The sequence below is a fragment of the Sandarakinorhabdus sp. genome, from assembly GCF_031422795.1.
GTDB lineage: Bacteria > Pseudomonadota > Alphaproteobacteria > Sphingomonadales > Sphingomonadaceae > Sandarakinorhabdus.
Genome location: NZ_JANPML010000337.1, coordinates 1 through 5,201, shown reverse-complemented (window position 1 = coordinate 5,201; position 5,201 = coordinate 1). Strand labels below are relative to the sequence as shown.

3 protein-coding genes and 1 pseudogene are annotated in these 5,201 nt (G+C 66.3%); all 4 read left to right on the top strand.

Annotation, left to right across the window (positions count from 1 at the left end):
* Positions 1 to 533, top strand: a pseudogene (locus tag RMO81_RS12050) (hypothetical protein); the annotation flags it as partial.
* Positions 533 to 2,284 carry a penicillin-binding protein 2 gene (locus RMO81_RS12045; protein WP_310476133.1) on the top strand — a complete coding sequence of 584 codons (1,752 nt, stop codon included), beginning with the start codon at positions 533 to 535 and terminating at the stop codon, positions 2,282 to 2,284. The pseudogene RMO81_RS12050 and the gene RMO81_RS12045, both read left to right, overlap by 1 nt.
* Positions 2,285 to 2,286: 2 nt before the next feature.
* A complete protein-coding gene (locus RMO81_RS12040; RefSeq protein WP_310476132.1) occupies positions 2,287 to 3,729 on the top strand; it encodes a UDP-N-acetylmuramoyl-L-alanyl-D-glutamate--2,6-diaminopimelate ligase in 1,443 nt (480 codons plus the stop codon).
* A complete protein-coding gene (murF, locus tag RMO81_RS12035; RefSeq protein WP_310476131.1) occupies positions 3,726 to 5,132 on the top strand; it encodes a UDP-N-acetylmuramoyl-tripeptide--D-alanyl-D-alanine ligase in 1,407 nt (468 codons plus the stop codon). The genes RMO81_RS12040 and murF overlap by 4 nt, the downstream gene beginning before the upstream one ends.
* Positions 5,133 to 5,201 lie beyond the last annotated feature (69 nt).

Here is a 5,201-nt window from a genome sequence, read left to right as displayed (position 1 = left end):
ATCGAAGCCGGAATCGAGAGGGGTCGCACATGAGGCAGCATCTTTCCGCCCTGTTGTGGATTGCGGGCACCACGATTGTGGTCGCCGGCGCCCAGGTCATCACCACCCGCGCCGCCGCCGAACGCCGGGCTGTCACCAAGCTGAACATCGAACTGGTCGAAAACACTGTGCGCGTGCGCGAACTGGAAGCCGAGCTGCGCACCCGCGCCGGCCTGCCGGAATTGCAGCGCTGGAACGATGCCGTGTTCCAGTTGACGGCGCCGCAGGGTGGGCAAATCCTGCGTTCCCCGGTGCAGCTGGCCAGCTTTGCCGCCCGGCCCGAAGCCGAACCGAAAGTGCAGTTTGCCGTGGCCGAAAGTGGCCTGCCAATGGCTGGCGCGCTGCCGGCACCAGAGATGCCGCTGCCGGCGGCTGCCGGCGCGCGCCTGGTGCGCACCAGTTTTGGTGAGCCGACCGCGCCGGCTGACGCTGTTCTGGAAGATCTGCCAGCCGAGCCGGCCGACCCGGTCGAACCCCAGGGCGGCGCAGGCTGATGGCCAGCATCCCCGGCAATGATCCGTTGATCGGGGCCGCACCGGCCCCGAATCCGACGCTTTCCGGGGAACGGGTGACGGCGCGCGCCCAGGCGCGGCAGCGGCTGGCCTTCCTGATCATGTTGTTCCCGGTGCTGGCGCTGGTCATTCTGGTGCGGCTGGTCGATCTCAGCGTTGTGCAGGGCATCGCTGAAAGCGAAACCAAGCTGATCAGCGCCGCGCCGCCGCGTGGCGACATCGTTGATCGCAATGGTGTCGAACTGGCCCGCACGTTTGAAGCCTATGCCATCACCGTCATCCCGCGCCGGCTCACCTCTGATCCCGACGTGCTGGCCACCAAGCTGGCGCAGATCCTGCCGGAACGCAGCCGCGACGAAATTCTGACTGATCTCACGTCGTCCAAGGGGCTGCGTTATCTGGCCCGCCGCGTGTTGCCCGGCCAGGCGCGCCGCATCAACGATCTGGGTGAACCCGCGATCGAGCTGACCCGCGAAGCCGAACGGCTTTATCCCAACATCAATCTGGCGGCCCAGGCGCTGGGCTATACCGATGATGACGGCCATGGCCTGATTGGCGTTGAGAAAGCCTTTGACCAACGCCTCGCTGATCCGGTGCAGCGTGGCCTGCCGCTGGTCTTGTCGATCGACGTGCGGGTGCAGCAGGCGATGCACAATGAACTGACGGCACTGGTGACCGATCAGAACGCCAAGGGTGCCGCCGGCGTGGTGATGGACGTCAACACCGGCGAAGTGCTGGCCATGGTGTCGCTGCCCGATTTCAACCCCAACGTGCCCGGCCAGCGCGCCGACGGCACCAAATACACCACCGCAAATGACGACGGCAGCCGCTTTAATCGGGTGACGCTGGGCGGCTATGAGCTGGGTTCCACCTTCAAGGCCTTCACCATCGCCACTGCGCTGGAAACCGGCACGCTCACCAACCTGCAGAAACTGTATGACGCCACCGCGCCGCTGTATGTCGCCGGTTTCCGCATCCGTGACGATCACGCCAAGAACCGTTGGCTCACCGTGCCGGAAATCTTCATCTATTCCAGCAACATCGGCACCGCCCGCATGGCCATCGAAGTTGGCCGTGACCGCCAACGCGAATATCTCGACAAGCTGGGTTTCCTGAAGCCGGTCGAAGTTGAACTGAAGGAAAAGGCCCGCCCGCAATATCCGCCGCTGTCCAACTGGGGTCAGAGCGCCACCATGACGATCAGCTATGGCCACGGCCTCACCATCTCGCCGCTGCACCTGGCCAATGGCTATGCCACGCTGGTCAATGGCGGTTTCTATCGCCCGCCCACCCTGGTGAAGCGCGATGCCGCCACGATGCCGCCCGGCCGTCGGGTGTTTTCCGAACGCACCAGCATGGAACTGCGCCGGCTGCTGCGTCTGGTCGTCACCAAGGGCACCGGCCGCAAGGCCGACGTGCCAGGCTATCGTGTTGGCGGCAAGACCGGCACCGCCGAAAAGATCGAGAATGGCCGTTATGTGCGCGGGCAGAATGTGGTGAATTTCGCCGCCGTGTTCCCGGTCGATGCGCCGCGCTATGTCGTGGTGGCCATGATCGACGATCCGCGTGGCAGCAAGTCCACCTATGGCTTCCGCACCGCCGGCATGGTGGTGGCACCGGCCATCAACAACATCATCCGCCGCATCGCGCCGCCCTTGGGTGTGGTGCCCGAACCCAATCGCGATCTTGATCTGACCGGCCTGCTGCCTGCCGCTGTCCAGGCCAAGGAATAGAAATGCGGCTTGGCACCCTCCTCCCCGATGCTGGCAAAGCCGGTGACGAAATCGTCACCGGCTTTGCGCTTGATCATCGCAAGATCGCGCCCGGCACCATCTTTGGCGCGTTCCAGGGCGCTCGGGTGAACGGCGAGGATTTCATCCCGGCTGCCATTGCCGCCGGCGCCATCGCCATCGTCGCGCGGCCGCAAGCCAAGGTGGACGGCGCAGTGCACGTGGCCGATACCAATCCGCGCCGGGCCTTTGCGGCGCTGGCCGCGCGCTATTTCGCGCCCTTCCCGGAAACCACAATTGCCATCACCGGCACCAACGGCAAGACCAGCACCGCCGAATTGACCCGCCAACTGTGGCAGGCAACCGGGCATCGCGCCGCCAGCATCGGCACGCTGGGCGTGACGACCGGTTATGATCGGGTGTCGCCGCGCGATGGCACCGGCGGGCTGACGACGCCCGATGTCGTGACCTTTCTGGCCACCATGGCCGGCCTGGCGCGCGAAGGCATCAGCCACGCCGCCTTCGAAGCCTCCAGCCACGGGCTCGACCAGTATCGCACCGAAGGTTTGCCGGTGTCGGCCGCCGCCTTCACCAATCTTTCCCGCGACCATCTTGATTACCACGGCACGATGGAAGCCTATTTCACCGCCAAGACGCGGCTGCTGACCGAGGTTGTGGATGATGGCGGCAGCGCCGTGATCTGGGCCGATGATGGCGACTGGTCGGCGCGCATGATCGACGTGACGCGTGGGCGCGGGCTTTGCCTGCTCACCGTTGGCGAGGCCGGCGAGGCGCTGAAGCTGGTGAGCCGCACGCCAACATCGCTGGGGCAGGACATGGTGGTGCAGGCCGGCGGCCAGACCCACAAGATCGCGCTGCCGCTCATCGGTGCCTATCAGGCCGCCAATGCGCTGGTCGCCGCCGGGTTGGTGATTGCGACAGGCGGCGACATCAAGCAGACGCTGGGCAACCTTGCCCGCGTGTCGGGCGTGCGCGGCCGGCTGGAGCGCGCGTGCCTGACCCGCACCGGCGCTGCCGTTTATGTAGATTACGCGCACACGCCCGATGCCATCATCGCGGCCTGTGCGGCGCTGCGCCCGCATGTGACGGGCCGGCTGATCATCGTTTTTGGGGCCGGCGGCGATCGCGACGCCGGCAAGCGTCCCCTGATGGGGGAGGCTGCGGCCGCCCATGCCGATGTCGTCATTGTAACCGACGACAATCCCCGCAGTGAAACCCCGGCGGCCATCCGCGCCTCCATCCTCTCTGCCACGCCCGGCGGACAGGAAATTGCGGATCGCCGCCGGGCAATTGCCGCGGCCCTTACCATGGCCCTTGCCGGCGACATCGTGCTGATCGCCGGCAAGGGCCATGAGCAAGGCCAGACTGTGGGCGACCGGGTGCTGCCGTTCGACGACGTGACCGTGGCGCGGGAGTGCGCGGCATGAGCCTGTGGACCAGCGCCGCCATTGCGGCCGCCACTGGCGGAGCCACCCACGGCGATTTTGTGGCCAATGGCGTCACCTTCGACAGCCGCGAAGTGGCGCCCGGCGACCTGTTCATCGCGCTGAAGGGCGAAGCCACCGACGGGCATCGATTTGTGGGCAAGGCCGTGGAGCGCGGCGCCGCCGGCTTGCTGGTGAGCGAAACCGTTGACGCGCCGCCAGAAACGCCAATCGTGCGGGTTGCCGACACGATGGCCGCCTTGAACGCGCTTGGCGCTGCCGCCCGCGACCGCAGCAGCGCACTTCGCATTGGCGTGACCGGCAGTGTGGGCAAGACCGGTGTGAAAGAGGCGCTGAAAGCCGCGCTCTCGCGCTTTGCACCCGACGCCGTGCATGCCAGCGTGAAAAGCTACAACAACCACACCGGCGTGCCGCTGTCGCTGGCCCGAATGCCAGCGGCATCACGCTTTGGCGTGTTCGAAATGGGCATGAACCACAGCGGCGAACTGGCGGAACTGACCCAGTTGGTGCGCCCGGACATTGCCATTGTCACCTGGGTCGCTTCGGCGCACCGTGAATTCTTCGCCAGCGAAACCGACATTGCCCGGGCCAAGGCCGAGATTTTCGGCGGCCTGCCTGCCGGCGGCACCGCCATCATTCCGCACGACAATGAACACGCCGCGTCGCTGGCCCGCGCCGCGGCTGATGCGGGTGCGAAGGTGGTGCGTTTTGGCTTGAACGATGGCGCTGACGTGCATGCCGAAAAAATCGCCCTGCACCCTGATTGCAGCTGCGTGACCGCCCGCATCGGCAGCGACACCCTCACCTTCAAGATCGGCATGGCCGGCCGCCACTGGGTCAACAACGCGCTGGCCGTGCTGGCCGGCGTGCAGGCGGCTGGCGGCGATCTGGCGCTGGCCGGCCTGGCGCTGGCCGATCTGAACGATCTGCCCGGCCGTGGCCGCCGGCTGCGCGTGGCTGTGGGAAGCGGGCAGGCCGTGGTGATCGACGAAGCCTATAACGCCAACCCGGCCAGCATGGCGGCCAGCCTTGCCGTGTTGAGGGACGTTGCCCCCGCCCGCTCCGGCCGGCGACTGGCCCTGCTGGGCAGCATGAAGGAGCTGGGCGCGCTGTCGGATGAATTCCACGCCGGGTTGGCGCCGCACATTCGCGATGCCGGCGTTGCGGCTGCCGTGCTGGTGGGCGCTGAAATGAAGCCGCTGGTCGCCGCGCTGGGCCGCAGCATCGATGTGCGCCATGTTGCCGATGCAGATGCTGCACGCGCCGAAATTTCCCGCATGATCGGCGCCGATGACGTGCTGCTGGTCAAGGGTTCCAATTCGATCGGGCTGGCCCGCGTCATCGAGGCGCTGGGCGAATCACAGTCAGGGGCTGCGGAGACATGATGCCATGATCAAGCTGCTGGCCGATTATGCGGGCTATGAAGGCCTGTTCAACATCTTCCGCTACATCAC